Here is a 26,365-nt window from a genome sequence, read left to right on the forward strand (position 1 = left end):
TCTCATTAAAAGTTATGAATAATTATGCAAGTGCGGCTGCCGATTGTAAAGTAAACAAGTTTAGCTCAGGTGTAAGTTCAAGTGAACGCAAACGTGCTGCTTGATCATAAACGTTCGCAGTGACAATCAATTCATCTGGCTGATATTGGGCAAGGAACTTAGCCAATTTGGGCTTGACCGTTTCAACAGAGCCAATGAATGAGATCGATAGCGCATTGTCCACCATCATTTTCTCTGCTTGACTCCAGATGCTATCCATATCGTAAGTTGGTTTTGGCATTTGACCCGTTTCACCACGGCGCAATCGTACGAAGCTCTGCTGCGCTGAGGTAAAGTGATAATGGGCAGTCGCATCGTCATCAGCCAATAGCAAGTTCGCTGCTACCATCACATATGGCTTGTCTAAATAGGCTGAAGGCTTGAACTGTTCACGATAAGTAGAGATTGCCTGACTAAGCATTTGCGGTGCAAAGTGGGAAGCGAATACGTAAGGCAGTCCTAAATGTGCCGCCAAGGTCGCCCCAAAAAGTGATGAGCCTAATATCCAAATAGGAATATTTGATTTAGCGCCAGGGAATGCTTGGACAGGACTGTTGTCAGTCGTATTGCCTAAAAAGTACATTAATTCCTGTACATCTTGTGGAAAACGATCAGCATCTTGCATTTGACGGCGTAGTGCCTGAAAAGTTGCACCATCTGTACCAGGAGCACGGCCTAAACCTAAGTCGACACGGTCGCCATAGAGCGCTTGTAACGTTCCGAATTGCTCAGCAATCACCAGTGGGGCATGGTTAGGAAGCATCACGCCGCCTGCGCCAATACGTATTCGCTTGGTTTGACTACCAATATGCGCTAGTAGTACTGAGGTCGCCGCACTCGCAATGCCAGGCATGTTGTGATGTTCTGCCATCCAATAACGGTTTAAGCCGACTTTTTCTGCAAGCTGTGCGGTCTCAACCGTCTGGGCGATACCTTCAGCAATGGTATGACCTTCAGGAACGGGGGCTAAATCTAAAAAGGATAAGGGAATGGTATTACTCATAGATCACCTGTTTTATAAAGTTAAAAGCATTCATGGTCGTTCTGACAGTCTTATATAGGCTGTTTATAGCAACCATTGAACGCTTGTCACTTCATATAATGGGGTAGTTATTATGGATATAAAGGCAGATGTAAATAAGGATAACAAAAAAGGGCATCGCTATTTGATGATAGCGATGCCTTTTCTTCTTTAAGTAAATGTCATTTTAGCTGAGCTTATGGAATTGAATTTACTGTGCTGAGCCTACTAGCTAAACTGCTTTTGGCATAATTCCATAAAAGCGCGCCCGTATTGGCGGATTTCTGCATCGTCCCTTACCGCCATCCAACTGGTAAAGCGCCCGAAATGATCTACTGGAATAGCTGTTAAGTTCTGATAATGACTTGGCTCAAAAGCCATTTCAGCAATAATACCAATCCCTAAACCAAGACCGACATAAGTGCTAATCACATCAGCATCGAGTGCTGCCAAGACAATATCAGGCTCTAAACCTGCCTCTTCAAATGTTTTATCAATCGCACCGCGCCCGGTAAAACCACCGTGATAGGTAACAATTGGATAGCTGGCGAGGGTCGGCAAATCGATAGATTCGTAACTGGCAAGCTCATGATCGCTTGGCACGATAACGCGATGCGTCCAGTCATAATAGCGATAACAGCGCAGATAGTTATTATGGAGCAACGACTCGGTTGCAATACCGATGTCAGCTTGCCCGCGTATCACCATTTGGGCGATGGTCTCAGGATCCGCCTGTTGCAAGATTAGATTCACTTTAGGAAAGCGTTCTTTAAACTCTTTGACCACTTGCGGCAACACGTAACGCGCCTGCGTATGGGTGGTGGCAATGGTTAAGGTACCAACATTGGGGTTATTAAAATCGAGGCTCAAGTTCTCAATCGTACGAATTTCAGCAAAGATGGACTCGATATGCGGCATGAGCGCTGTGCCCATGGTCGTCAGACCGGTCAAGCGCTTGCCTTGACGCACGAACACCTCAGTTTTTAGTTGGTTTTCAAGCGCTGCGATATGCTTGGATAAGCTTGACTGACTGGTGTGCAGTACCGTTGCCGCTTGACTTAAGTTATAGCCATTGATCACCGTATGCCACACCGTCTCCAACTGCTTAAGTTGAATTTGCAAGTGCCGCTGATTGACCACTACGTCGATTGCCATAACTGAATCCTATTGTATAAATATACAAATCCTGTCTGTATATAGAAATAAAAACGAACAAATATGCCGTAAGCGACCAGTGTAAATCAAATCTATTATTCTTGTATATAATAAATAGCTATGAATTAATAATAATTAGGAATATAGAAGTTATAATCTAGTTGCTACAGTCAGTGAAAAGTAATATCAATACATCACGCACTGCTGATATCAATTTTTCTTGCTTGCTGTGCCTGTGCCGACAGAGGCTACAAAAAATTAATATCAGCAGTATCGTAGCGTTTTTGGGATATTTTGACTATGACTAGTTTTGAAATTGCAATAAAAGCGCATTATTCAACAAAAAAACAGCCACCTTTGTAAAAGATAGCTGTTTGTAGAGCTTAAATTTAATTCGTACCGTCAACCCTAATAAATAGCATCAGACTAAGTAAAAAAGGCTAGTCAGCGATATCAAAACGATCGGCATTCATAACCTTATTCCAAGCGCGGACGAAGTCACGAACGAATTTCTCTAAGTTGTCATCCTGTGCATACAGTTCAGCATAAGCACGCAAGATAGAGTTTGAGCCAAAGACTAGATCCACACGGCTGGCTTGCCATTTGATCTTGCCAGTACTGCGTTCGCGTATTTCATAGTTACCGGCAGTATCATCACCTGTTTTTACAGGGTGCCACGTGTGGTTCATGTCTGTTAAGTTGACAAAGAAGTCGTTGGTAAGCACGCCAGCACGGTCAGTAAAGACGCCATGTTGGCTTTGACCATGATTGGTATCGAGAACTCGCATACCACCAACCAATACCACCATTTCAGGCGCGGTCAAGCCCATTAGTTGAGTGCGATCAAGCAGCATCTCTTCAGGCGATACCGCATAGTCTCGCTTGACCCAATTACGATAACCATCGTGTAAAGGCTCCAAATCTGCAAAAGATTCAGCGTCGGTCATGTCACCATCAGCATCACCGCGGCCTGCTTTGAACGGTACAGTAACGTCTACGCCTGCATCGTCTGCTGCTTGTTCGATAGCGGCGTTACCAGCCAACACAATAAGATCAGCCAAACTGACATCTTTGTCAAAACCAGACTGAATGCTGGTCAACGTCTCAAGCACACGTTGTAATTGCTCAGGCTCATTGCCTGTCCAGTCTTTTTGCGGGGCTAAGCGGATACGTGCACCATTTGCACCGCCGCGATAGTCCGAAGCACGGAATGTACGGGCACTGTCCCAAGCGGTAATGATTAACTCGCGACGACTAAGCTCACTATCTAATATTTGCGATTTTAGCATCGCAATATCATCAGCGGTCAATTCCGTATTGCCTGTAGGAATAGGGTCTTGCCATACAAAATCTTCGCTTGGCACGTCTGCACCTAAGTAGCGAGTTTTAGGACCTAAATCACGGTGAGTCAGCTTGAACCATGCTTTGGCAAATACTTCGTCAAAGTACGCAGGCTCTTGATGGAACTTCTCTGAAATCTCACGATAAATAGGGTCTTTGATCAATGCCATATCGGCATCAGTCATGATTGGGTTGCGGCGGACACTTGAGTCATGCGCATCTAATGGACGGTCTTCTTCTTTGATATCAGTTGGTTCCCACTGCCAAGCACCTGCTGGGCTTTTGGTCAACGCCCAGTTTTGGTTTAATAGCAACTCAAAGTAGCCATGATCCCATTGGGTAGGATTGGTCGTCCATGCACCTTCGATACCACTTGAGACGGTATCACCTGCATTGCCACGACCTTTAGGGTTGCGCCAGCCTAGACCTTGTTCTTTGACATCGGCAGCTTCTGGCTCATCCTCTAATATCGTTGCATCACCATTACCATGACATTTACCAACGGTATGTCCGCCAGCCGTCAATGCGACGGTTTCTTCATCATTCATCGACATACGAGCAAAGGTGGTACGCATATCTTGCGCTGTTTTGAGCGGGTCAGGGTTGCCATCGACCCCTTCAGGGTTCACATAGATCAAGCCCATTTGTACTGCTGCTAGTGGGTTTTCGAGTGATGCACGGTCTTCATCGCTGTCATAACGGTTTTCGGTAGCAGCGAGCCATTCACGCTCAGAGCCCCAGTAGATGTCTTTTTCTGGATGCCAGATGTCAGCACGACCACCAGCGAAACCTAGCGTTTTAAAGCCCATAGATTCATAAGCCATATTGCCTGCCAAAATCATCAAGTCAGCCCAAGACAGTTTATTGCCATATTTTTTCTTGATCGGCCATAATAGACGACGGGCTTTATCGAGGTTAACGTTGTCCGGCCAGCTGTTTAAGGGTGCAAAGCGTTGGTTACCTGTGTTAGAGCCGCCGCGACCATCAGCACCGCGATACGTACCAGCTGAATGCCATGCCATACGAATCATCAAGCCACCATAGTGACCCCAATCGGCTGGCCACCATTCTTGTGACTCAGTCATTAGGTTTTTTAAATCAGTTTTGACAGCTTCTAAATCAAGCTGCTTAAAAGCTTCAGCATAATCAAATTCTTCACCCATTGGATCAGTTTTTTTGTCTTGCTGATGCAATATGTCTAGGTTTAGGCTGTTTGGCCACCAATCAGTTGCAGCAGAGGCAGTGGTAGTATGTGCTTGATGCATAACTGGACAGCCGCCCATACTAGGTCGCTGCGGCGCATGCGTATGATCGACGTTTTCACTATGAATCGTCGGTCCCTTATCATCACCTTGATCATAGGTCGTGTTAGTTGGCGCATTATTGTCTCCGTGGTTTACGGGACAACCGGCAGTATCCTGCGCTGTGTTTTTGTCAGTTATGTTATTGGTTGAGTCGGACATGTTATAACTCCTAGGTTGTGATAATAAAAAGAAAAAACAGTTAATCGAGATAATCATTGTTTATACATAGAGCATAACGAAGCTCTATATATTTATAAAACTAATATATAAGGATTATAGATTTTAAATTACCAATCATAAAAAGCTTGATGTTTTGTTTATTTAAATCTTTATTAACGCTTGTGTTTATCATTGCCAGTTAAAGTTAAACCTATAGAGTACGCCCAACCAACCAACCAACCAACCAACCAACCAACCAACCAACCAAGCTTGCGTCAATTTTATTGCTACCTTTATATTACCTATAAATGAAGGCATTGTCAGACATCTTTCACGAGAGGAAATAGTAAGAAAAATAAGGGTTAATTTAACCATAGGGAAATATTATTATAATCTGTGTTACTACCGTGAAATACATGCCACCGTGCAAGCGCCACAATCAATAAGTTAATGCAAAAATATCTAGTCAAGGTAGAGGTTCTCAAGTACCATAACTGGATTTTGTTGTAATGATTATATTGGTACAACGTAGAGCAATTTTTATCGATCCCTTTATCGATAATCGATTCTAAAGATTGATAAAAATTGTGCGCAGTTGTGTTCTTTGTCTTAAGTATTGGTGAGTTATTATGTCTGCCGTCAAATCTGTGCCACCCCATCAAACCGCTGTCAAAAAATCATGGGGTGAAGCTGCAAAAGCCTATCTAGATCCTCGCGTTATCATTATGTTGTTCTTGGGTTTTTCGGCAGGTATTCCCATCTTACTTATCTTCTCAAGTCTGTCATTATGGCTTCGAGAAGCAGGCATCGACCGAAATGTTGTGACTATGTTTAGTTGGGCAGCATTGGGTTATTCGTTCAAGTTTATTTGGGCGCCATTGATTGATGCGCTCCCTGTGCCGTTTTTGACCAAATGGCTTGGGCGTCGCCGCAGTTGGATGGTCGTGTCGCAGCTACTCATTGTGTTGGCAATCATTTTGATGGCAAAAGTTAACCCTGTCAGTGAGGATGTACTGGTCTATATGGCAGGCGCTGCCGTGCTGCTTGGTTTCTCTTCTGCGACACAAGATATCGTGATTGACGCTTATCGTATTGAGCTGGCACCGCCATCTATGCAGTCTATTTTGTCTTCTATCTATGTGTCAGGCTATCGTATCGGTATGATCGTGGCTGGGGCGGGCGCATTGTATTTGGCGGATTATTTTGGCTCGAATGAGACTTTTTATAGTTATGAGGCATGGCGTAATACTTACTACATCATGGCAGGAGTCATGACCTTAGGGGTGCTAACGACGTTTGCCAGCTATGAGCCAACCGCTGAGACGGTACAAACCCAAAAGCAAAAAAGCAATTTAAAAATATTCCTTGTGTACTCTGGTTTACTGCTCGTACCGGGTTTGCTGTTTGGTGTTATTTACCTAATCAATATTTTGATTAATACAGTGTTTGATAGCACGGTGGCGTTGATACCACTAATGCTGATGCCAGCTATTAAGTTTTACTTTTTGGCATTGGTCGCGTGCGCACCGTTGTTGCTACTTTACTTCATTATTAACCAGCCCAAAATCATTAATAAAGCGCCATTGGTCGCTGAAACTCGTGAAGACTACGTCAGATTAGTAGCATTGTTTGTGTTTTCAGTGATTGCGTTTATCGCTGCTTATATAGTAATGGGACAAGTCCTGCCAGAGTTTGAAGGGGCGTTTGTCAGCTTCTTTGTAGAAACCTTGCATCTGCTAGTGAGCTTAGGTGTGGCAATGGCGGCAGGCTATGTGTTGGTACAAGTGGGTCTGGTCAAAAAAGAAGTGGCCATGGCCACTTGGATTGAGCCAATTTTAGATTTCTTTCGACGCTATGGCAAAAAAGCGCTATTATTATTGTTGTTGATTGGTCTATACCGTATCTCAGATATCGTGGCAGGGGTTATCTCAAACGTCTTTTATCAAGATATGGGCTTTAGCAAAACGGATATCGCTAATGCCGTAAAACTGGTCGGTGTGATCATGGCGATTGCAGGTGGTTTCTTAGGCGGGCTATTGGCTCAGCGTTTCCGTATTATGCAAGCCATGATGATTGGCGCTATTTTAGCCTGTGCGACCAACTTACTGTTTGTGCTCCTGACATACAATCCAGGCAGTTTGCCATTCATGTATTTGGCGGTGATTTTTGATAACTTGGCAGCAGGCCTTGCAAGCGCTGTATTTATTGCCTTTTTATCGGCATTGACATCCATTCGTTTTACCGCGGTACAGTATGCTATTTTTTCCTCACTGATGACGCTGATACCCAAAGTGATGGGTGGTTATTCTGGTGCCATCGTTGATAATATGGGCTACCCATTTTTCTTTATCTTTACCTTTGCCATTGGTATTCCAATTTTGGCACTGATTTACTTTGTCGATAAACACATTGTCATTGGTGATAACGATGATATTTATGGCGATGACAACAATGATGGAAGCGGCGGTAATGGTATAGGTGACAAGCTAAGCAAGACCAATCCTAACCTGACCGACACCAAAGAACCACCGCGCGCATCAGAGTAGGCCAAGCAGTATTTTCACCTTTATTCATTCATCGTTTTCTAAGAGCTATCTATGACCGTATTGACCATTCGTCAAATCAAGCAGCACATACAGCAACTGACGAATGGTGATACTGATAATCAGCTACCGTCATTTTGGTTCACTGACTGGTTGCTGTATGTCATAGATAAGCCTGCGATAGCGTTGATGACTGATGAAGATTACCAGTTGTCTGATACTGAGCTTGAGCAATTTGATACTGGTGTGGCTAAAATGAAGCAGGGCACACCTTTGGCTTATTTGACTGGTCATCAGGAATTTTGGTCGCTTAATTTTACTGTTAATGAGCACACGCTGATACCTAGGCCTGATACCGAAGTATTGGTCGAGCAGGTATTAAATTGGATAAATGCGCAGCCAACATGTTTTAGCAATAAACTTTTACTAGATTTGGGGACAGGTTCAGGTTGTATTGCGATCAGTCTCGCTCATGAATTAAAGCATGCTAACTGGCAAATCGTCGCGGTCGATTTATCGTCAGAGGCGCTTAAAGTGGCTCAGCAAAATGCGGTGAGCAATAACGTTGCCAATGTTGAATTTATTCAAAGCAGTTGGTATGACAGTCTGCCTACTGATGACAGTCAGCTATTCGATGTTATTGTGTCCAACCCTCCTTATATTGATGAGGAAGATGAGCATTTAGCCCATCTAAAAGCTGAACCGATCAGCGCCTTGAGTGCGCCCAATCAGGGTTTAGCTGATATCGAGCATATTGTCTCCCATGCCACGACATACCTATGCGCAGGTGGATTATTGGCTATCGAGCATGGCCATGATCAAGGGGATGCGGTTCGGCAGCTGTTTCTAGACAATGGGTTTGAATTAGTACATACCGTAAAAGACTACGGTGGTAATGATCGCGTCACGCTAGGACAAGCTCAGTAGACAGGTTTTTATTAGTAAACTTATTTGATTATAGGCTTTGAATGACTATGGTAGAAGCACTGGTACAGCTATCAGATGACGAGCTGCTCCGTTATGCACGGCAGGTACTATTAAACGGTTGGGATATCGATGCTCAGCTGCGATTAAAATCAGCACGCGTGGTGATGATAGGGGCAGGAGGTCTAGGTTGCCCTGCATCTGAGACTTTGGTACGTGCAGGGGTGGGTCATGTTCATCTAATCGATGATGATGAGATTGAGGCCAGTAATCTACAACGTCAGACGCTGTTTTTGCCTGACGATATCGGTAAGCCCAAAGCATTGACCGCAGCAGCCATGTTAGAGCGCATCAATCCTTTAATAAAGACTCGCGGCACAGTTGCACGGTTAGATGAAGACAATGCCTATGAATTGCTCGATATAGCCTCTGGTAAGCCGGACTTGCTCTTAGACTGTACGGATAATTTTGCCACACGCGATGTTATCAATCGTATCAGCGTGCGCTACCAGATTCCGTTATTATCCGCTTCAGCGATTGCTATGCAAGGTCAGCTCGCACTGTTTGAGCCTCATTTGAACACTGGTTGTTATCACTGCGTGTTTGGTTCAGTGGTGCTTGACGAAGCCGCTGATGAGCGTACTTGCGCCAATTCAGGGGTGCTCGCGAGTACCACTGCTGTTATGGGCAATTTGCAAGCCAATGCTGCCTTGCAGTACTTAGGATTAACCAAAAATCCACTGACAAATAAGCTGTTAATATGGGATGGTAGTCAGATGCAGCAACGGCTCATGGGCTATCGTCAAGATCCACAATGTCCCGTGTGCACCAGTCATTAGCAATGACTCGATATTTAGCTTTTGTAATCATTTATCCCCAAATATTCCTTTTATTACCATAGTTGTTTCTTATGAAAATTCATCGTCCGCATTTATTAAAGCATACTTTTAATGTTGTTAATCGTGTTCGCCAAACGGCTAGCGTGGCAGGTTTATCTGCGCTCAGAGTGGCAAAAGGTGAGAAGCCAGATGCCATGCTGCTAAAAGAAACCTTTGAGCAGTTAGGTACGACTTATATCAAAATTGGCCAGTTTATTGCCAGTACGCCGTCATTGTTTCCACGCGACTATGTCAAGGCGTTCCAAAGTTGTTTGGATCAGACGACGCCATTATCTTTTGCATATATTGAACAGGTGCTCACAGAAGAGCTGGCGATTGATGGCATGACGCTTGATGATAAGTTTGCCCATATCGACTCAAAGCCACTAGCGTCAGCCTCTATTGCCCAAGTCCATGCAGCGCGTTTGCACAATGGTGATGAGGTGGTGCTAAAGGTGCAAAAGCCGGGCGTTGAGACCATCATGCAGACGGATTTGGGCGTATTGCATGGCGTCACTAAGTTAGTTGAGCTACTCATGCCATCGATGAAGTTTGCGAGCATTGCACCTATTATCGATGAGATTCGTTTGCGAATGCTTGCTGAGACGGACTTTATCGCTGAGGCGCAAAACATCCGTGATTTTCAGCAGTTCTTAGCAGTATCAGGTAACACTCGTGTGGTCGCGCCCAAAGTATATGAAGCGCTGACCACCAAGCGCGTACTAACCATGAGCCGCTTATACGGCGTCTCTATGGTCGATGAGTCGCTCATGCGCCAATACTGCGCTGATCCTGCACAAGTCATGGCAGATACGTTAAACACATGGTTTGCCAGCCTCATGCTGTGCAATAGTTTCCATGCTGATCTGCATGCGGGCAATTTAATGCTATTGACCGACGGCCGTATTGGGTTCTTAGATTTTGGTATTGTCGGTAAGCTTAAAGCCGAAAGTTGGCGGGCTTGTATGGGCATGATGCAAGCCATGCAGGACAGTGACTATCAATCAATGGCACGCCATATGATTGATATGGAGATGACGCACGGTGGTAATAAAGTTGATGTGGTGGCATTGGGCAATGATTTGCAGCGTATGATGAAAACCATTATGGCGGAGGACAAAGCCTTTACTAGCGGTGTGCCTTTTAACAGCAAAGAGCAAGCCGATGAGATGAATAAAATGATGCTAGAAATCGTAGAAGTCGGTAAGCGTCATGGTATCCATTTTCCACGTGACTTTGCCTTATTGACCAAGCAGATGCTTTATTTTGACCGTTTTATGCGTACGCTTGCGCCTGATATGGATATGTTTAGTGATCAACGTGTGCAAATGCTGGGGCATACAGAGATAGATGCAACCATGCCACCAGCACTAAATGTATCGTAAGTTTTTATTGTATGTTTCATTATTAACTTGTCACTGCTTTTAAATGCTTTAACACAAAGGATTGTGTGCTAATGGTCGCAAAAATGGCTCTGTCATGATGACGGCTTTTAAAAACCGTATTTTCCCTACGATTACCAACGAAGCTGCCATTGCCTGTATCGGTCTCTACTGTATGGCAGTGGTTATGGGCTATGGACGTTTTCTCTTTACCGCCACCTTACCTGATATTATGGTGCAGTTATCGTTATCGACGACGATTGCAGGCTGGTTGGCTTCAATCAATTATATTGGATACTTTATCGGCGCGCTCATTGCCATGTTCGTACCTCAGCGCGCGACGTGGCAGGTCATGACGCTTTGGGTCATGGTAAGTATCGTCACAACGATGCTGCTGGTTGTGCCATCTATGTCGTTAAATTTATGGTATATCATTCGCTTGCTGGCAGGCATTGCAAGTGGCATAGCGATGATATTAAGCTCATCGTTTGTGATTCAAAACCTTAGTCCTGAGCGTCGCTCTGTACTTTCGGCAGTACATTATGCAGGTATTGGTGTTGGCATTAGCGCCTCCGCCATACTGACGTGGTGGCTGTTAATATTGGGTTATCATTTTGATGTGATTTGGCTAGTAGCAGGTCTCACTAGTCTACCGCTTTTGTGGCTGCTCTATACTATAAAACCAAGACAGTCACAGCATACTGAATCTCAGCACATTCGCGCTAAACAGCACATATCAGTGCATCAAGCCTATTTAAATTTTAAGCATTCCTTATACGAAGCCGTGGCTGGTCACCATAAAGCACTTGCTTTACTTTCTGTAAGCTATGTACTGGCAGGGTTTGGTTATATCAGTTCGGCAACTTTTCTGCCAGTCATGGCAGCACAGCGCTTAACGACGCAGACGTATGCTGGGTTGATGATTTGGTTGGTGGTTGGTATTTTTGCCATGTTGTCGAATCCACTATGGGGTGCGCTTGCCAAACGTATCGGTGAGATAAAAACCTTGATGGGTCTTACGGTACTGCAAGCATTTGGTATGTGCTTGCCTATATGGTTTGATGGTGCGATTGGGCTATATGGTAATGCTGCTATTTTAGGGCTGACATTCGTAGGTATGGTGTCGATGACACTCACTTTGTTCAAAAATATCAATCCTGCCTATTCTAATTTGCTAATCGCATTGGCAACATTGGCCTATGCGCTAGGGCAGTTCTTGGGTCCTTTAGTCACAGTTGCGCTGGCAGGGCAGGACGACAATTTCAATGCAGGGTTGCTCGTTGCTGCTATCGGACTTATTATTGGATTAATATTGCTGATATTGTTCCACCGACAGTCACCCACAAGTGCTTAAACCTTTTACACCACGCTGCGGCTAAATACTTCTCGTAGCTCAAAACTGGTATGCACTTGAGCCACGCCTTCGATACGATTGAGCCGGTGTAATAAAAACTCCTCGTAATGCGCCATATCGCGCACTCTCACTTTAATAAGATAGTCTTCTGTGCGTCCTGTGACGATGCTACAGCTGATAACTTCCTCAAAACTCTGGACCTTGCGCTCAAACTGCTCGAAACGCTCAGCCGTATGACGATCCATACTGACTGCGATAAATACGGCGAGCGGGTAGCCAAGTTTTTGTGCATCTGTTTTGGTATGGTAGCCAGTAATGACGCCGGTATCTTCTAAGCGTTTGATACGGCGGGCACAAGGGGTCGCAGATAAATTGACACGTTCGGCAAGCTCGGTGATACTCATTCGGGCTTCAGTCTGTAATAAACATAATAAACGTCTATCGGTCTCGTCAATATCAGTCAATATGGGACTATCAGAATGACTACTAGGCATGGGATAGTTACTCGCTAGTGAAATAATCTAATTATATCTACAAAAACGCTTTATTTCACTAAATAAACTCTAATTATGGTGTAATAAAGCGGGTTTCTCTCTCATAAACTTTGCTATTATTAGAGTATAAGTTTTAGTTATCTCGTATGCTCAATACTGATCTAATCAGCAGCCTTATTCGCTAAAATATAAATTTCATATTATCTAAGGATTGATTATGTCTGACCAAGCCACACGCACTGTAGCCACGCCGACTGCCAAAAAGACACCAAAAAGCGCCGCTTTTGACTATCAAAAATATCGTCCATTTGCGTTTGCGCCCTCATTGCCAGATCGCACATGGCCAAGCAAAACGATTGAGAAATCACCAATATGGGCAAGTGTCGATCTGCGTGATGGTAATCAGGCTTTGATCGATCCGATGACTATTGAACAAAAAATGCGCTTTTTTGAGACTTTAGTCGATGTGGGTTTTAAAGAAATCGAGATTGGTTTCCCATCAGCGGCGCAAGTTGAGTTTGATTTTGCCCGTAAACTCATTGAAGAAAACCACGTGCCTAATGATGTGACGTTGCAGGTTTTGGTACAGGCACGTGAACATTTAATTGCTCGTACGTTTGAATCATTAAAAGGCGCAAAACGTGCTGTCGTCCATGTCTATAATTCAACCAGCCGTGTCCAACGTGAAAAAGTCTATGGCAAAGACAAAGCTGAGATTAAAGAAATTGCTATCGTAGGTGCCAAGCTATTGAAAGAATATGCGGCAAAATACCCTGAGACAGAATGGGTGTTTCAATACTCGCCTGAAAGCTTTAGCCAGACAGAGACTGAGTATGCTGTAGAAGTCTGCGATGCAGTTTGTGAGGTTTGGCAGCCGCAGAATGGTCAAGAAGTAATTTTTAATTTACCGGCAACCGTTGAAGCGTCTATGCCCAATGTCTTTGCCGATCAAGTTGAGTATTTCTGTCGCCATCTTGCCATGCGCGAGCATGTGATAGTCAGTCTGCATACGCACAACGACCGTGGTTGTGCCGTTGCCGCTGCTGAACTAGGGGTGCTTGCGGGTGCAGATCGTATTGAAGGAACGTTGCTTGGTAATGGCGAGCGTACCGGTAATATGGATATTATGGTCATGGCGATGAACTTATTTAGCCAAGGTATTGATCCTGAGCTTGATTTTAGCAATATGAGTGAAATCGTCCAAGTGGTTAGCGAATGCAATAATTTACCGCTGCATCCCCGTCATCCTTATGTTGGTGAATTGGTCTTTACTGCCTTTAGTGGCTCGCATCAAGATGCCATCAAAAAATCTCTCGATTATAATGAGCAACATACCGACCAAACCGATAACATTTGGGATGTGGCGTATTTACCTATTGATCCGGCACACATCGGTCGCAGTTACCAAGATGTGGTACGTATCAATAGCCAGTCTGGCAAAGGTGGGGTCGCTTATATCTTGCAACGCAATTATGGCTTTAACTTGCCACGTTGGATGCAAATTGACTTTAGCCGCGTGGTTCAGCAACAGGCCGAAACAGTGGCGCGCGAATTACAAAATGATGAAATCTTACAGACCTTTGAAAACACTTACTTGCGTCAAGGTAGCTTTGAGCTACTAGACTACAGCGTGAATAATAAAGGCGGGCAAGTTTATTTTAACGGTCAAGTACAGATGAATGGCGATACCATTACTATTGATGGCACGGGTAATGGTCCATTGTCCTCATTTATCAACGGTCTTGCGCAGCATACTGGCAAGTCGCTGCATATCATTAATTATGCTGAACACGCGATCAATCCGCAGCACAATAGCGGTAATGGCATCGATGATGATAATAATCGTGATAACAAAACCAATGCCAATGCTGCCGCTTACATTCAATTGAATGTTGATGGCGAAGTTTACTCTGGTATTGGCACGTGTAGCAGCACGGTCTCAGCGATGTTAAAAGGAGCATTATCCGCCTTTGCTCAAGCACTAAACACTACGGCTGCTTAATAGCTTAACAGTAGTACATAGCGTGCTAGTAGCGTTAATCCTGCCCACTCATAACGTCATGGTTCTTTACGATTCGTCAGTGAGAACCATGGCGTTATTGTTTGAGTGGTTAAAACAGACACGGGTGATAAAATAATTAATAGGTCATTGGATTCCGTGTGTCATAAATTCATAAACCCAATAGCATAATGTTACTTGTGTTTTTGGTGTCTAAGACTTACGCTAATGTACGTATTGCTCAATTATTATAAATAAAAAGGTTAATTATGGAACCGATATCATTTGCTTCATTTACATTGGCCTCTATTCTGGCTTCCTTGCCAGTGAATGGCGAAGTAGTTAGTAAGCCGACGATTACGACGCATATTAGTCCTGCCATTGCTGGACAATGGGAAATAGACTTAGACAGTAGTATGACCATGACTAAAGAGGCTGAGGCTAGGCAAGCGGCATTGGTAGAAACGCCAGCAAGCAAAGGTGATGAGCCAAAAATAAATGCTGGCACAGACGGTGGGATTCTTACACAAAGCGAAGAGCGTGTTCTCAATATTCAGCCGAACACCCGCAATAATTTGATGGCGTCAGCGTTGGCTTCCAATCAATGCCGCGAGTTATATAACTTTGGTGCCGACAATGAAATGTGGGCTGTCAGTGGTGAAGAATGGACGTACGGTCGCTATCTGGTCACTCATCGCGAAGAAGGCTTACCCGTTATTGCCATTCGAACGGTATATGACAATAATGAAGTAGACTGCTCTGGTAATAAGATTGATCAAACTGATGAAGCGCTGATAGCGTTTTTGAACCATGATGGCAACCAAATGCAGTGGTGCGCTGACCCTGATGGCAAAGAATGCTTTATGAACTTCAACAGAGTATTGCCATAATGTTTGATACATTCTATTGATATTATTGTCTATAAAGAAAATTCAATTTTATGTGAGCCCATTAAAAAACCCGCTATCTTAATAGATAGCGGGTTTTTTTATTCTATTTATCAACGCTAAATGATGATTTTACTCATTATCGTTATATAAAAATAAAGTGGCAAACTAAGACGCTGATTTGGCTTTGTGTGCTGTTAATAATTCTCTTTCTAGATAGTGAATGTTTTGTGCTTCTTGTACAAAACTATCATCCGCTAATATCACGTCACGATGTAAAGGAATATTGGTTTTGATGCCCTCAATCACCAATTCATCAAGCGCGTGTAGTGTCTTAGAGATGGCTTGCTGGCGAGTTTGACCATGACAGATCAGTTTGCCTATCAACGAGTCATAATAGGTTGGTATCTCGTAGCCGGGATAGAGATGAGAGTCAAAACGAACACCAGCACCACTTGGCGCAAACAACTGATTGACGGTACCCGGACAAGGCATAAAGGTCGCTGGATCTTCAGCATTTATACGGCACTCAATCGCGTGACCTTGAATTTCGATCTCGCTTTGACGGTAAGACAAACCATAACCTGCCGCAATCTTTAGCTGCTCAACGACGACATCAATACCCGTAATCATCTCGGTAACTGGATGCTCTACCTGTACCCGAGTGTTCATCTCAATAAAGAAAAACTCGTTATTTTCAAACAAAAACTCAAACGTACCAGCACCGCGATACTTAACAAGCTCGCAAGCTTTGACACACGCTCTTAAGATAGGTTCACGCACATCATCAGGAATATCAGGGGCAGGGGCTTCTTCTAATACTTTTTGGTGACGACGTTGTAATGAACAATCACGGTCATATAGATGGATTGCATTACCATTACCATCGCCCAGTACTTGTACTTCGACGTGGCGCGGATTTTGTAGGTAGCGTTCCATATAGACGGTATCATCACCAAACCATAGTTCAGCTTCTTGCTTTGCCGCCTGTACTTGACCGATAATATCTTCAAAGCGTTCAACCACTCGCATACCACGACCACCACCACCAGAGGCCGCCTTGATCAACAGTGGAAAACCGATATTACGTGCTTGCTCTTCAGCATTATGTAACGTCACTGCTCCAACAGAGCCAGGTACGGTAGGGACGCCTGCTTTTTTCATGGCATTAATAGCAGAGACTTTGTTACCCATCAGGCGAATATGATCCGCATTAGGACCGACGAAGGTTAAGCCTGCCTCTTCAACACGCTCTGCAAATTCAGCGTTCTCAGACAAAAAACCATAGCCGGGATGGATAGCATCAGCACCAGAGATTTCTGCTGCTGTCAAAATAGTATTAATATCAAGATAGCTTTGATTGGCATTGGGTTTGCCGATACAGATGGCTTCATCAACGAAACGCAGGTGCATTAAGTTAGCATCAGCTGTTGAATAAACGCCTACAGTTTCGATTCCTAGCGCTTTACAGGCACGAACAATACGTAGAGCGATTTCACCTCTATTGGCGATGAGCAGTTTTTTTATCATGGGGTCATCCTTGTCGAAGCGGCAGTTAATGATGCAGTCGCTATATCAGTCATCGATGGGCATCATCAAATGCAATGATGGGGTGCGATGACTAATAGCGCAATGTCAATCATAACGATGTAAAGTATGGCGAATATTATTACGCTTTATAGCGAATGATAGGCTGACCAAACTGTACGACTTCAGAGTTATCTACCAAGATTTCGTCAACGACACCACTTTGAGTCGCTTCAAGGGGATTCATGATTTTCATGGCTTCGATAATACCAAGCGTATCGCCCGCTTGCACTTTTTGTCCGACCTTCACAAACGGCGGATCATTCGGGCTAGGGGCTGAATAATAAACACCGACCATTGGCGACGTCTCAACGCTACCAGCTTTTACCGCCGGTTTAGCGTCAGCTGCGATAGGTGCTACTCCAGCAGCAGGCGCAGCCATCATGGTTGGCGCTGGCGTATCGTAGTGCCGCGTTAGGCTAATATGCTCATCATCTGAACTGATTTCTAAATTGACCAGTTCACTTTCTTCCATGAGGGCGATTAGGGTACGTATTTTTTCAATATCCATAATTTTTATAATGCCTTGTACTAAATTCGAGAAATAGTGTAACGAAATATTGTCTAAGTAATTGCTAATGATACCTAGATTCGCGGCAATGAGCAATCAATGTACAGTTGTTAACTGAGAAATTTTACATATTTTGACGTAAGCTTTTCTTGTGAGTAAGAAATGCTAATGATTTATCATAGTCTATGTGACGAGGTAGCGCCAGTACTGGTTACTAGACGCTACTTACTAAAGACTAAAATTAGATAAAAATGATATAGTCAATCCTATATAAGTTGGATATGGTGTCAGCCTTGCTTAGTCTACTAATTGTAGTACTTTCGCTCGGCTTCCTTGTATCTAAATTATATTGAACCGACTATAGCAACTTTAAGCCCAAAGTATCCTGAGGCGCTTTTGTTGATAGCGTAGACGCAGGGTGAGCAGAATCGAAGATAAGAAAAGACCAGTGATTAAGGCCATCCAAAACCCTTGCGCGCCCACATCGGTGAAACGCACCAAATAGATGCCAAGGGGCAAGGCAACCAACCAATAGCAAAATAGCGTGACCCACATCGGTATCGTGGTGTCTTGCATACCGCGCAGTATCCCGGCAATGTTGACCTGCCAGCCATCAAATAGTTGGTAAGCAAGGGCAAAGATGAGAAGGTGCATGGCTTGTGCTCTGACTTCTACATTGTCCGTGAACGCGGCTGCTAATTGTGGGCGGAATAGCCAAATTCCAAGCATACAAACGATGGCAATCAGGACAGTCCAGATAAGTCCGGTCGCTTGTACATGGCGCAGCGCCAGCAGGTTTTTTTCACCAAAGCGATTGGATATCATAATGGTCAGTGCCATGGCAACCGAGATGGGTATCATAAACAGCTGCGATGTCACCGCCAGCGCCACTTGATGCGAGGCAGTTGCCAGCTCACCCAATGGGCTGATGACCAGTGCGCCCAAGCTAAATAGACTGGCCTCAAAGAAGATTGAGATGCCAATCGGGATGCCAAGCTTGAGCAGTTTTTTTATCTGGGTGCGATTGGGTCTGGCAAAACCATAAAAGAAGCGCGTGCTGGCAAATTGCTGACGCTTAGTAAAGCTGGTATAAGCGACGAGCAATAAGACGTTTATCCATAATACTAATGCCGTTGCAACCCCGCAGCCAGCGCCGCCCATTTCTGGCATGCCAAACAGACCATGGATAAAGATATAGTTGAGCGGGATATCTGCGATCAGGCCAATGATACTAATCACTGTCACCGGCTCAGGTCGCCCAAGCGCCTCGCAATAACTGCGTAGGACGGCATAGACCGCCAGTGCAGGAAAACCAAACGACACCCCATGTAAATACTGTGACGCTATCGGTTGGATGTTTTCGGGGACGCCCATGACACCAAGGACATTGGGTGCAAGATTGACAATAATAAACCCAAGAATCCCAATCACACCTGCTGTCCATAAGGATTGCTGAGTGATATGTGGTACTTGGTTGTGTTTATTCTGTCCTATAGCTTCCCCAATGAGAGGGGTGGTGGCGATTAAAATACCCGTGGCTAATAAGAACAGTGGCAGCCAAATACCAGAGCCAACAGCGACCGCTGCCAAGTCGAGGGCAGAAACTTGACCTGCCATGATAGCATCGACGACACCCAGTGCTGCTTGGCAAAACTGAGTAATCAAGATGGGTAAGGCGAGCACGCCCAAACGTAAACTGTAGCTTTTGAAATCGGTAAAGGATATTGGCAAAGCCATAATTAGCAACTTTTCATAATTCGCGGTGGTTAGTGTTGATAGACAAATACTGTCATCGACCACTCAATAGCGAGACAGCAACAGTGGCGTTGTACTGACAATAAATAAGACAAGCAATTCGATAAGTAAAGACACTTAAATAAAAATAACCCGTCAATCCAAGTGATAGATTGACAGGTCATAAGTAGATAAGATGGTAAAGAAGCCAGACTGGGATGTCAACGTTTTAGAAAGGTTTTATGGTGCTTAGTAATATCCATCACGTGGGTTAAACCTAGGGCGTGTCTTCAATTCACTCGATAGTCATCTGAATGGGCTAAAAATGGCTAAATCTTGCCAAACATCGTCAAATAGCTGGTTAATATCCCGATATTATCTGCACTATTTTTCTTGTTTGACGGCAATTTATCTCATTTTTATCACCATTTTTGAAATGAAGATACGCCCTAGGCTTCTACAAGAAAGTCTATTATATGGCCAAAATCTATCGGGATTCTGGCAAATCTTGTACCACTGCTTGATAGCCGATCAAGTTGTTATTAGCATCGAACGCTTGCACTACGATGGCGTAGTTGGTCGAGCTGTTTGGAATCAACGGTGTAAACTGTGTCTCAAGGTTGCTCAACACGAGGTTTTGGACGTAACCATTGGCGCCAGACTCGGCTTTATTAACATCAATTTGACTGACCAATACATGCTGAGTATCGATCGGATTCTGCCAAGTAACGGTTTTTTGGCTACCATTGCCCGTTACATCGAGGTTCATCTTGCCAAGGTCGTAATCGAGCGCGTAAGTGGTAAAGTTAGAGCGATCGCTTAGGGTATAAGTCACCTTGCAGTTGTCTTCACCGCTGGACAGTTTTTGCCCGCCTAAGCCGTCTAGGTATTCAAAACTGCCTTTCCACGGTGAGCCAGCTTGTTTTTCCTCAAAGCTCCCTGCAAAAGTGGTGAGCAAGTTTGGCGTCTCTAACCCTAAGTCACTGACATATTTGACATCCAAAAACTCTAACGTATCGAGGCTACCCGTGACTTTCCCAGCGATATAGTTATCGATTTTGAGCGCTGAGTTTATGCCCAAAGCATTGTTTTCTTGGCAAGCTTGCTGCTGATAACTAAAGCTACCATCGACGCTACCCGCACCTTGATTACTGATGTCGAAGTAGACCGCACCGATATCGATGTCATTACTATCACCGTCGTTTAGCTCGACGAAGTGTCCGACATATAGACCACCGCGTCCGCCTTCTGGAGTGAGCTTGTCTAAGAAGTTGTCAAATGATTCCTCTGGTAAAAATACAGATTCTAAAATCTCTGCCATACTCTTTTCGTCATCGGTCAGCTTATCTTCGGCCTCTTTATACTTTTCTTTGACCTTGTCTTCTATACGATCGTATTCATCTTTAACCTGATCTTCTACACGGTCATACTCTTCTTTGATCTTATCGCTATCACTGCCGCAAGCACTCAGCGTTAGGCCGAGCATACTAACGGTTAATAAAGACAATACTAGTTTGGGTGCGCTCATAAACGAGTCCTGATGATTAAAATATGACGGTTACAAAAAGGTAGAATATTGCTGTTGGGTATATAGTTTTTTATTTGGGCTGATAAATATAGCAAAATTTAAAAGGCAAACGCATGAATAAGTGTTAATTGATGTCATAGAAAACATACGCAATGGTTACAGTGCAAGATTGTTATTGGCGGATATCAAATCAAGCGTTTCTGCCATATCGATGATAGCCTGCCAGTGTTTGGGTTCTAGAGGAATAACGGTTAACTGCTGACAGCCTTTCCTAAGCAGCAATGAGTCCTCAAGTGCGGGCAAAAACTTGAGCTCTAATAATGGTAAGACCTCTATAAATGCCTGCTCAAAGGTGACATCTACCATGTACCATCGTGGCTCATCTTCGGTGGCGATAGGGTCGTAGTGACGATGTTCGGGATGAAACTGGGTGGGGTCGGGATAGCCTGCTTGACTGACGGTCATAATGCCAGCAACGCCAGAGGGTTTGGCGCTAGAGTGATAAAAGAATACCTTGTCACCGACTTGCATGTGATCGCGCATAAAATTACGGGCACGATAGTTGCGCACGCCATCCCAACCTTCTGTGCCTAAACGCTGCAAGTCCTGAATACTAAAAAACTTTGGGTTTGATTTCATAAGCCAATAGGCCATATCTGGTATTCCTTTATTGGTATAGTCAGTTCAGAATAAAATCGATATATTGCCAGTTAGGTGTGACTGGTATAAATTTTCCTTGCTTGCTGCTATTACAGAGGCGACGAAAAATTCATCCCAGTCACACTGTCTCTTTTTTAAAGTGAATCTACTATAGCGGTGGTTTATTAACGACCAATTTCTGTGAGTAATGGCTATATTGCCTGTCAGATGCCAGTATTAACATAGATTTTGTGAGTGGTTTTGTGAGTTATTTTGTTGTCACGATGCTTTTCATTGAGGCCTCTAACCGTTATCCTAGCGATACTTTTTATAGCTATAGTCAATCCTACATACTAAATAAGACTAATGCCTTCGATTTTACCAATAGCGATGCTCATATGACTGATATAAACGTGATGAATATTCCGTTAGCACTCTACATTCACATTCCATGGTGTGTGAAGAAGTGCCCTTATTGCGACTTTAATTCGCATGAGCTGCCAGTAGACAGTCAGCTATCGATGTATGACGAATACGTCGATGCTTTGTTATTGGATGCTCAAATGCAGCAGTCGTTGACTCAAGGGCGTGAAATTGGCTCGATATTTATTGGCGGTGGGACACCATCACTACTGCCGATTGCGCAGTATCAGCGTTTATTTGCGGGCTTGCGTGCGTGTTTTATATTCGCAGATGACATTGAGGTTACGATGGAGGCCAATCCGGGTACGCTTGAACACGCGCCATTTGCTCAATATCTGGATGTCGGTATCAATCGCTTGTCAATTGGTGTGCAAAGCTTCGCTGCGGATAAGCTCAAAACCCTCGGGCGCATACACGATCCCAAGCAAGCATTATCAGCGATTAAGGCGGCACGGAGTGCTGGGTTTGAGCGCGTCAATGTCGACTTGATGCATGGCTTGCCGCAGCAAAGCTTGACTGAAGCACTTAGTGATATTCAAACCGCGCATAATGCTGGCGCGACCCATATCTCTTGGTATCAGCTAACGATTGAGCCTAACACGGTGTTTTATCGCAGTCAGCCCATTTTGCCAGATGAGGATAGCCTCGCTGATATTGAGCAAGCCGGTCAGGCATTGCTACAGCAATTGGGCTATGACAATTATGAAGTGTCGGCATGGTCTGGTGCTTCCGATAAGCCGTGCCGCCACAATGTCAATTACTGGCAGTTTGGTGATTATTTGGCGATTGGCGCGGGTGCTCACGGCAAGGTGACTGTAAAAAAACATGAAGGTCAAGGTAGTGAGTTAGTAGCAAAATCAGGTATTTATCGTTTTAGTAAGTCACGTTTACCCAAGGATTATGTCGACTATCAAGATATAACTGAGACATCTCATGACAGCCAACATTTCCCAAAAATGATTGGTTGGCAACAGATTGCTAGTGACGAATTGGTGAGCGAGTTTATGCTAAATGCACTACGTCTGCACGATGGTGTGTCGTGGGCACTGTTTGAGGATCGAACAGGACTTTGCTATGACAGTGTCGCTGGGCAAGTAGATAAGCTAGTCAAGCAGGGGTTACTCGTAGATGATCGTCAGCAGCTAAAGCCAACAGTATTAGGCAGCAGGTATCTAAACCAAATATTAAGAGCGTTCTTATAACAGGACTTTGCTCGTTTTAAAGATGCTGCAAAATGATTGCTCAACAAGATAAAATATGGAAACAAAAAAAGGCTTACCAAATAAATGGTAAGCCTTTTAAAAACAAGTCTAATGAATTAATAATTAGATTTTGTTTTGAACTTCTTGAGCACTACCAGTTACAGCATCACCGGCGCCAGATACGTCTTGACCTAGACCTTTAAAAGTGTTGCAACCAGTCAATACAAACATAGCCGTCAAAGATGCAATGATTAATTTTTTCATAATAATTCCTCAAAATAAATGGGTAGTTATAAGTAACAGCAGCGACGCTAAGCAAATTGCTTAAGCCTAACTGAAGGATTACAGGATACGATAACAATGTGTATATATTATCTCGCAATCCAGTAGAGCCATCATAAAGAAAGTTAAAATATATGCCCAGTATCAAAATGTAATTTTTGCCAGTAAACTGTAACTTTTAATTACGCTTGATATATATCTTCTATTCAAGATTATTTTCATATGAAGACAACGAGCGAAGCTACTAACAATAGTAGACTAAGCCAGCCTGACACCAAGTTCTATTTATATAAAATTTGCTAGAGAATTAAAATAATGATATTCAGACAATTGATGGAGTGATAATGACTATTCATATCGTGCTGGTAGCACCAAAAATGCCCAGTAATACTGGCAATATCATTCGTTTATGTGCCAATAGTGGGGCGCAGTTACATTTGGTGAAGCCTTTAGGGTTTGAGCTTGACGACAAGAAGCTACGCCGTGCAGGATTGGATTACCATGAGTATGCCCACCTGCAGGTACATGACGATTGGGCAGCTGCTAGGCAAGCGCTCATAGCATCGGACTGTCATGTCATCACAGCATTGACTACCAAGCTGAGCAAGCCATTTTATGGTTATAATTTTAGTGGGCAGGTCACTGGTGATGATGGTGAAAAAAATGCGCTGACATCGCCACCTAACATCGCCCTAGTCTTCGGCTCTGAGACAGCAGGGCTGGCAGATGACATTCGTGAAAGTATTGGTGCCGATCATTGGTTACGCTTGCCCATGCTGGCAGATTCACGCAGTTTGAATCTGTCCAATAGTGTGGCGATATGCTTATATGAGATATGGCGTCAGCAGGGTTTTGTGGGTGATGAAGGTCGCAGTGTTGGTTATGACACTCTGACAGTATACGACCCTAAATAGCGGTTAATATACTTATTGATTCTGATTGGAAGTCATGTTTTAAACCTCCAAATTCGGATAGCAATCAGTGTGACTCTATAAACAGTTAGGCGGTTTGGGCAATCCAGCGAGACGATTGACGTGACGCGCGACCAATCCAGTATTAAATAATTGCTGCAATTTTTGATTGCTTATATCCTGCTCAGGCAGGGTTTTCTGTAACCATTTAATAAGTGGACGCGTGGCAGGTGCGTGATTGAATTTGACAAAAAAGGCGCGCACCTGTTGTAGAATCTCTAGATGTTCAGCAATCAAGTTGATATCCAACGTATTTGCCAGCTGCTGCGCAATCGCAGGCGACCAAATAGTGTGATCACATAAATGACCGTCTTGATCTAAGGCGATATCAGTTGTCGCCATCGTAGTAGGCATAGTCATAATGCAGTGGTCACCACTTTATCAAATTGGCTGTCTTGAGTCAGCTCGACCCATTCTTCATCCGTTAAAATACGGGTCAATTTGCTCTCTAAATTTAGCTTACCAGTGGTGTTTTCCGTTAACTGCGCTATATCATCTGCTAATGCATAAATACCCGCAATGCCATCTATCTCACTGTCATTCAAATAAGCATTGAGCCAGTCAATAAAAGCGACAGTTGTGCCTAGTAGTAGAATACTGTCACCTGTGTGCCAAGTGCGTGATATCTCTTCTGTGCTGCGTCTGAGCTTGTCCATGCTGCTATGTAATTGATATAAAGTTGCCATAAAAGTATCCGATTACGTGCTTTGTTATTTTATAAGTCTAAATTCTGTAGCGATTTAAAAGGCCAGTATCTGATCAAAGTCTTGTGAGTTGATGACCTCTGGCACTAGTGTAAGCTGTGATGCCAAATCAGTCGGCAACATACCAGTGACCCAGCCACTGAATACATCCTCAGGTAGCCAAGCGGCTGGCATGTCATAAAGCTCAAGTGATTGAATCATGCCATGCAGCCGCGAGTCAGATTGCATCAATAAGCCAAAAACAGGGGCATCTAAGTACAGCTGGACGTCGTGTCCAAACGTTGCCAAGGTTAAAGCGAGGGCACAACCTTCATAACTTGCCATTTCTGTTGGTGTACGCAGCTGAATCAATAATTTCATGGTTTATTCCAAAAGTTGTTTGTCACAAGCAGTCGTCGTCAAAGCAGTCGCTGTTAATAATGCGCTGCTAGAATTGTATGAGGCGACAGTTGCTTTGCATCATCATTGCCAGCTCACTGAGTCCCACTAACGTAAACCCTTTCACAAGATTGTCACCGTCAAGCCGATGGCGAGTACCGTTTTCGCTATCACTAATTCCACGACTGAGCGCAGTACTGACGCAGACGGGTAATGGCAATTGATATTGCTTAGCCAGATTTTTCCATTCTTGGGTCAGGTCAATTTGCTCAGCTGACTGCCAGCGCAATCGATTGGCTATATGAGCTGAGTCCCCATAAAAAAAGACATTGAGCAGTGGTTGTTCAGTGGTAGCATTATCGCTGCTGCCTGTACTATTAGTGTCATTGTCTTCAATATCATGACTATTGGCTGCGCTCTTTAGGTAAGCGCGTGCGTAACGTAACGCCAAGTGTGCCAATGGATGACTAGGGTCAGCAGTAATCAGTAATAGTGGGGTAGTGGTCGTCATAAGGCGCAGTATCACATATTATAAATAAGAGTTTAAAAAGTACGGCCAAGTTGCTATAAATGTTTTTTATAAATTAATTTGAATGACATTATTATAGCGTCTGCGTGCAAATTTGCGTGACAGAAAACAGAGTTTATACTGATAATGCGACATACAGCGGATCATACTGTCACATCTAGGGCGTGTCATCATTTAGATTGTGCGGCTTAAAATGAGGAAAATTGCAGCCAAACAAGGAATAAATTGCCGTAAATATGAACATATTGACAAGATTTCTGACGATGTTTGGCTAAATTTAGCCATTTTAAGACCACTAAATGTATCCATGTGCTAATTGATGACATGCCCTAATATCGTTATATCATAAAAGAGAGGTGAGTCGTCTCTATCAAAGATGTTTATGCTAACATAAAGC

General features: G+C 43.8%; 24 protein-coding genes. 9 read left to right on the forward strand and 15 right to left on the reverse strand.

The annotated features are described in order from the left end of the window. Nucleotides 1-22: 22 nt before the first annotated feature. From IE130_RS09215 to IE130_RS14445, 4 genes are all read right to left on the reverse strand, one after another. A complete protein-coding gene (locus IE130_RS09215; protein WP_189584906.1) occupies nucleotides 23-1,042 on the reverse strand; it encodes an LLM class flavin-dependent oxidoreductase in 1,020 nt (339 codons plus the stop codon). A gap of 246 nt (nucleotides 1,043-1,288) precedes the next feature. Then, complete coding sequence (locus IE130_RS09220) at nucleotides 1,289-2,215, reverse strand: LysR substrate-binding domain-containing protein (RefSeq protein ID WP_189584909.1); 927 nt, start codon at nucleotides 2,213-2,215, stop codon at nucleotides 1,289-1,291. 440 nt (nucleotides 2,216-2,655) lie between these two features. Then, the gene (katG, locus tag IE130_RS09225; RefSeq protein WP_189585289.1) at nucleotides 2,656-4,839 is read right to left on the reverse strand and encodes a catalase/peroxidase HPI; all 2,184 of its coding nucleotides are present in this window, start codon (nucleotides 4,837-4,839) and stop codon (nucleotides 2,656-2,658) included. Between the two features lie 369 nt (nucleotides 4,840-5,208). Further along, nucleotides 5,209-5,337, reverse strand: coding sequence for a hypothetical protein (locus tag IE130_RS14445; protein ID WP_264997267.1), 129 nt, complete (start codon nucleotides 5,335-5,337; stop codon nucleotides 5,209-5,211). 311 nt (nucleotides 5,338-5,648) lie between these two features. On the opposite strand from IE130_RS14445, the gene IE130_RS09235 reads away from it, so the two are divergent. The 5 genes from IE130_RS09235 (at nucleotide 5,649) to IE130_RS09255 (ending at nucleotide 12,100) form a co-directional block, all read left to right on the forward strand. Further along, on the forward strand, nucleotides 5,649-7,565 hold the full coding sequence (locus IE130_RS09235) for an AmpG family muropeptide MFS transporter (protein WP_189584912.1): 1,917 nt from the start codon (nucleotides 5,649-5,651) through the stop codon (nucleotides 7,563-7,565). 51 nt (nucleotides 7,566-7,616) lie between these two features. Beyond that, nucleotides 7,617-8,489 carry a peptide chain release factor N(5)-glutamine methyltransferase gene (prmC, locus tag IE130_RS09240; RefSeq protein ID WP_189584915.1) on the forward strand — a complete coding sequence of 291 codons (873 nt, stop codon included), beginning with the start codon at nucleotides 7,617-7,619 and terminating at the stop codon, nucleotides 8,487-8,489. Between the two features lie 47 nt (nucleotides 8,490-8,536). Then, the gene (locus IE130_RS09245) at nucleotides 8,537-9,325 is read left to right on the forward strand and encodes a HesA/MoeB/ThiF family protein (RefSeq protein ID WP_373299664.1); all 789 of its coding nucleotides are present in this window, start codon (nucleotides 8,537-8,539) and stop codon (nucleotides 9,323-9,325) included. A 71-nt stretch (nucleotides 9,326-9,396) separates the two neighbouring features. Beyond that, the gene (locus IE130_RS09250) at nucleotides 9,397-10,749 is read left to right on the forward strand and encodes an ABC1 kinase family protein (protein ID WP_189584921.1); all 1,353 of its coding nucleotides are present in this window, start codon (nucleotides 9,397-9,399) and stop codon (nucleotides 10,747-10,749) included. A 94-nt stretch (nucleotides 10,750-10,843) separates the two neighbouring features. Beyond that, on the forward strand, nucleotides 10,844-12,100 hold the full coding sequence (locus IE130_RS09255; protein ID WP_189584924.1) for a YbfB/YjiJ family MFS transporter: 1,257 nt from the start codon (nucleotides 10,844-10,846) through the stop codon (nucleotides 12,098-12,100). A 5-nt stretch (nucleotides 12,101-12,105) separates the two neighbouring features. Here the strand turns inward: IE130_RS09255 and IE130_RS09260 are convergent, their stop codons facing one another. After that, complete coding sequence (locus tag IE130_RS09260; RefSeq protein ID WP_189584927.1) at nucleotides 12,106-12,594, reverse strand: Lrp/AsnC family transcriptional regulator; 489 nt, start codon at nucleotides 12,592-12,594, stop codon at nucleotides 12,106-12,108. 217 nt (nucleotides 12,595-12,811) lie between these two features. On the opposite strand from IE130_RS09260, the gene leuA reads away from it, so the two are divergent. Together leuA and IE130_RS09270 are read left to right on the forward strand one after the other, a co-directional pair. After that, on the forward strand, nucleotides 12,812-14,596 hold the full coding sequence (leuA, locus tag IE130_RS09265) for a 2-isopropylmalate synthase (protein WP_189584930.1): 1,785 nt from the start codon (nucleotides 12,812-12,814) through the stop codon (nucleotides 14,594-14,596). A gap of 266 nt (nucleotides 14,597-14,862) precedes the next feature. Continuing rightward, nucleotides 14,863-15,483 (forward strand): hypothetical protein, encoded by a 621-nt coding sequence (locus IE130_RS09270; RefSeq protein WP_189584933.1) that lies wholly within the window; start codon nucleotides 14,863-14,865, stop codon nucleotides 15,481-15,483. Between the two features lie 165 nt (nucleotides 15,484-15,648). Here the strand turns inward: IE130_RS09270 and accC are convergent, their stop codons facing one another. The 5 genes from accC to IE130_RS09295 form a co-directional block, all read right to left on the reverse strand. Beyond that, entirely contained in the window at nucleotides 15,649-17,010 is a 1,362-nt protein-coding gene (gene accC, locus IE130_RS09275; protein ID WP_189584935.1) for an acetyl-CoA carboxylase biotin carboxylase subunit, read from the reverse strand. Nucleotides 17,011-17,149: 139 nt separating this feature from the next. Further along, nucleotides 17,150-17,578, reverse strand: a complete 429-nt coding sequence (gene accB, locus IE130_RS09280) for an acetyl-CoA carboxylase biotin carboxyl carrier protein (RefSeq protein ID WP_025652782.1) — start codon at nucleotides 17,576-17,578, stop codon at nucleotides 17,150-17,152. 369 nt (nucleotides 17,579-17,947) lie between these two features. Continuing rightward, on the reverse strand, nucleotides 17,948-19,315 hold the full coding sequence (locus tag IE130_RS09285) for an MATE family efflux transporter (RefSeq protein WP_189584938.1): 1,368 nt from the start codon (nucleotides 19,313-19,315) through the stop codon (nucleotides 17,948-17,950). 484 nt (nucleotides 19,316-19,799) lie between these two features. Beyond that, a complete protein-coding gene (locus tag IE130_RS09290) occupies nucleotides 19,800-20,840 on the reverse strand; it encodes a hypothetical protein (RefSeq protein WP_189584941.1) in 1,041 nt (346 codons plus the stop codon). Between the two features lie 156 nt (nucleotides 20,841-20,996). Further along, nucleotides 20,997-21,494, reverse strand: coding sequence for an EVE domain-containing protein (locus IE130_RS09295; protein ID WP_189584944.1), 498 nt, complete (start codon nucleotides 21,492-21,494; stop codon nucleotides 20,997-20,999). Between the two features lie 383 nt (nucleotides 21,495-21,877). On the opposite strand from IE130_RS09295, the gene hemW reads away from it, so the two are divergent. Further along, nucleotides 21,878-23,104 (forward strand): radical SAM family heme chaperone HemW, encoded by a 1,227-nt coding sequence (hemW, locus tag IE130_RS09300; RefSeq protein WP_189584955.1) that lies wholly within the window; start codon nucleotides 21,878-21,880, stop codon nucleotides 23,102-23,104. 123 nt (nucleotides 23,105-23,227) lie between these two features. Here hemW and IE130_RS09305 read toward each other — a convergent pair whose 3' ends face one another. Beyond that, complete coding sequence (locus tag IE130_RS09305) at nucleotides 23,228-23,368, reverse strand: entericidin A/B family lipoprotein (protein ID WP_189584958.1); 141 nt, start codon at nucleotides 23,366-23,368, stop codon at nucleotides 23,228-23,230. Nucleotides 23,369-23,730: 362 nt separating this feature from the next. On the opposite strand from IE130_RS09305, the gene IE130_RS09310 reads away from it, so the two are divergent. Then, nucleotides 23,731-24,300: a tRNA (cytidine(34)-2'-O)-methyltransferase gene (locus IE130_RS09310; RefSeq protein ID WP_189584961.1), complete on the forward strand. Its 570-nt coding sequence runs from the start codon at nucleotides 23,731-23,733 to the stop codon at nucleotides 24,298-24,300. A gap of 75 nt (nucleotides 24,301-24,375) precedes the next feature. Here the strand turns inward: IE130_RS09310 and IE130_RS09315 are convergent, their stop codons facing one another. The 4 genes from IE130_RS09315 to tusD form a co-directional block, all read right to left on the reverse strand. After that, the gene (locus tag IE130_RS09315; RefSeq protein WP_189584964.1) at nucleotides 24,376-24,717 is read right to left on the reverse strand and encodes a TusE/DsrC/DsvC family sulfur relay protein; all 342 of its coding nucleotides are present in this window, start codon (nucleotides 24,715-24,717) and stop codon (nucleotides 24,376-24,378) included. Further along, nucleotides 24,714-25,043, reverse strand: a complete 330-nt coding sequence (locus IE130_RS09320; protein ID WP_189584967.1) for a hypothetical protein — start codon at nucleotides 25,041-25,043, stop codon at nucleotides 24,714-24,716. The genes IE130_RS09315 and IE130_RS09320 overlap by 4 nt, the downstream gene beginning before the upstream one ends. A gap of 54 nt (nucleotides 25,044-25,097) precedes the next feature. After that, nucleotides 25,098-25,421 carry a hypothetical protein gene (locus IE130_RS09325; RefSeq protein WP_189584970.1) on the reverse strand — a complete coding sequence of 108 codons (324 nt, stop codon included), beginning with the start codon at nucleotides 25,419-25,421 and terminating at the stop codon, nucleotides 25,098-25,100. Between the two features lie 67 nt (nucleotides 25,422-25,488). Then, entirely contained in the window at nucleotides 25,489-25,950 is a 462-nt protein-coding gene (tusD, locus tag IE130_RS09330; RefSeq protein ID WP_189584973.1) for a sulfurtransferase complex subunit TusD, read from the reverse strand. Between the last annotated feature and the right edge of the window lie 415 nt (nucleotides 25,951-26,365).

Source organism: Psychrobacter glaciei, assembly GCF_014652895.1.
Lineage (GTDB): Bacteria > Pseudomonadota > Gammaproteobacteria > Pseudomonadales > Moraxellaceae > Psychrobacter > Psychrobacter glaciei.

Coding starts and splice junctions, on each gene's coding strand:
- IE130_RS09215 (WP_189584906.1), bottom strand. CDS start 1,042: ATGAGTAATACCATTCCCTTATCCTTTTTAGATTTAGCCCCCGTTCCT.
- IE130_RS09220 (WP_189584909.1), bottom strand. CDS start 2,215: ATGGCAATCGACGTAGTGGTCAATCAGCGGCACTTGCAAATTCAACTT.
- katG (WP_189585289.1), bottom strand. CDS start 4,839: ATGGGCGGCTGTCCAGTTATGCATCAAGCACATACTACCACTGCCTCT.
- IE130_RS14445 (WP_264997267.1), bottom strand. CDS start 5,337: ATGCCTTCATTTATAGGTAATATAAAGGTAGCAATAAAATTGACGCAA.
- IE130_RS09235 (WP_189584912.1), top strand. CDS start 5,649: ATGTCTGCCGTCAAATCTGTGCCACCCCATCAAACCGCTGTCAAAAAA.
- prmC (WP_189584915.1), top strand. CDS start 7,617: ATGACCGTATTGACCATTCGTCAAATCAAGCAGCACATACAGCAACTG.
- IE130_RS09245 (WP_373299664.1), top strand. CDS start 8,537: ATGGTAGAAGCACTGGTACAGCTATCAGATGACGAGCTGCTCCGTTAT.
- IE130_RS09250 (WP_189584921.1), top strand. CDS start 9,397: ATGAAAATTCATCGTCCGCATTTATTAAAGCATACTTTTAATGTTGTT.
- IE130_RS09255 (WP_189584924.1), top strand. CDS start 10,844: ATGATGACGGCTTTTAAAAACCGTATTTTCCCTACGATTACCAACGAA.
- IE130_RS09260 (WP_189584927.1), bottom strand. CDS start 12,594: ATGCCTAGTAGTCATTCTGATAGTCCCATATTGACTGATATTGACGAG.
- leuA (WP_189584930.1), top strand. CDS start 12,812: ATGTCTGACCAAGCCACACGCACTGTAGCCACGCCGACTGCCAAAAAG.
- IE130_RS09270 (WP_189584933.1), top strand. CDS start 14,863: ATGGAACCGATATCATTTGCTTCATTTACATTGGCCTCTATTCTGGCT.
- accC (WP_189584935.1), bottom strand. CDS start 17,010: ATGATAAAAAAACTGCTCATCGCCAATAGAGGTGAAATCGCTCTACGT.
- accB (WP_025652782.1), bottom strand. CDS start 17,578: ATGGATATTGAAAAAATACGTACCCTAATCGCCCTCATGGAAGAAAGT.
- IE130_RS09285 (WP_189584938.1), bottom strand. CDS start 19,315: ATGGCTTTGCCAATATCCTTTACCGATTTCAAAAGCTACAGTTTACGT.
- IE130_RS09290 (WP_189584941.1), bottom strand. CDS start 20,840: ATGAGCGCACCCAAACTAGTATTGTCTTTATTAACCGTTAGTATGCTC.
- IE130_RS09295 (WP_189584944.1), bottom strand. CDS start 21,494: ATGGCCTATTGGCTTATGAAATCAAACCCAAAGTTTTTTAGTATTCAG.
- hemW (WP_189584955.1), top strand. CDS start 21,878: ATGACTGATATAAACGTGATGAATATTCCGTTAGCACTCTACATTCAC.
- IE130_RS09305 (WP_189584958.1), bottom strand. CDS start 23,368: ATGAAAAAATTAATCATTGCATCTTTGACGGCTATGTTTGTATTGACT.
- IE130_RS09310 (WP_189584961.1), top strand. CDS start 23,731: ATGACTATTCATATCGTGCTGGTAGCACCAAAAATGCCCAGTAATACT.
- IE130_RS09315 (WP_189584964.1), bottom strand. CDS start 24,717: ATGACTATGCCTACTACGATGGCGACAACTGATATCGCCTTAGATCAA.
- IE130_RS09320 (WP_189584967.1), bottom strand. CDS start 25,043: ATGGCAACTTTATATCAATTACATAGCAGCATGGACAAGCTCAGACGC.
- IE130_RS09325 (WP_189584970.1), bottom strand. CDS start 25,421: ATGAAATTATTGATTCAGCTGCGTACACCAACAGAAATGGCAAGTTAT.
- tusD (WP_189584973.1), bottom strand. CDS start 25,950: ATGACGACCACTACCCCACTATTACTGATTACTGCTGACCCTAGTCAT.